The sequence below is a fragment of the Atopomonas hussainii genome (genome assembly GCF_900109735.1).
Taxonomy (GTDB): Bacteria; Pseudomonadota; Gammaproteobacteria; order Pseudomonadales; family Pseudomonadaceae; genus Atopomonas; species Atopomonas hussainii.
Window position 1 is genome coordinate 1 of record NZ_FOAS01000043.1, and the last position, 1,156, is coordinate 1,156.

At 46.6% G+C, this 1,156-nt stretch carries 2 protein-coding genes; both read right to left on the bottom strand.

The annotated features are described in order from the left end of the window. Positions 1-106 precede the first annotated feature (106 nt). The gene (locus BMX80_RS17565; RefSeq protein WP_139214232.1) at positions 107-625 is read right to left on the bottom strand and encodes a hypothetical protein; all 519 of its coding nucleotides are present in this window, start codon (positions 623-625) and stop codon (positions 107-109) included. A 102-nt stretch (positions 626-727) separates the two neighbouring features. Then, positions 728-1,156, bottom strand: a 429-nt coding sequence (locus BMX80_RS17570) for a ribonuclease E inhibitor RraB (protein WP_217641987.1), incomplete at its 5' end; no start/stop codon positions are given.

Consider the following 1,156-nt stretch of genomic DNA (forward strand, 5'->3'; position numbering starts at 1 on the left):
ATTTCTAGCCACCATTTCACACGCCGCCTAACGCTTGGTTAAGGGGCGGACAAAAGCGTAGCTTTTGGACGTCCCAGTGAGCGAAGCGAGCGACTTGAACCATTTGTTAGGTCCATTTCTCCAGATAGTGTATTCCACACTCTTGTGCCAGAGGTTTTATTGTTTTTGCGGCTGATGGGTCCCTAAGATAAAAAACATTTGTATCATCCCAGCTTTCGAAGAATACGGCATTGATTTCTGGGATTACGATCCTGAAAAAATAACTGCTAGAGTAGCATGTTGCTGGGGTTAAATAATCGAAGGCAGCTTTTGTGGATGTGAAGTGGCGGAATAATGGGCGGCAAGATCCCCACTTACCATTGAACTTGAAATTGAATATCTCGAATTCGGATGCAATTTTTTTACTAAAGATGTGTAGCGCGTTATTTCTCTGCTTTTGAATTTCAGTAGGAACATTTTCAAGAAGCTCCGCTGCCTCTTTTCTGTCAAGCCAATGGTCAAAAACACTCACTGCTCCATAAGTGTAGGCTTGCGTTTCCTCTACGCATTGAAGCTTGTAAAGGTCAGGAAACTGAGCGGTCAGCTCTATTTGCTTGGCTTTATCAGCGTTTTTGAAGCGGCGCATTTTCAGTGGACCTAACATTTGGTTAAGGGGCGGCTAAAAGCGCAGCTTTTAGACGTCCCAGTGAGCGAAGCGAACGACTTGAACCAGTTGTTAGGCTGTGCACTAGTGCAGTATGCCCCAAGATTCGCAAACCCCACCAAAAGGGTGCATTGCATCGCTGGCATTTCTTTGAGTAGACGTGACGCCTTCATAAGTGATGGGGGCATATATTTGGAATTGCACATAGCCAGAATAGTCTTCGTCCGGCTCGTATACTTCTATGTTGCCATATTGGGCTTTGAGTAACTCAAGAGCTGCTGGAGCTGGCGGCCAACTTTCGAAGTCAATGTTGTAATCAACAGTGTATGACTGAGAAAAGTCGAACCCATCGGCTTCAAGCCGCCGAAGTACATCTCCATCTGCATCATTTGGCCAGGTCAAAGAACTCTCCTTGTTGCCTAATGAGGGAGCTAAGCGGCACCGAGGCTCTGCCGAGGGAACGGCAAAAGCATGCTTTTGCCGTGTCCGCTTGAGCGACTTGTTAGGTGACAC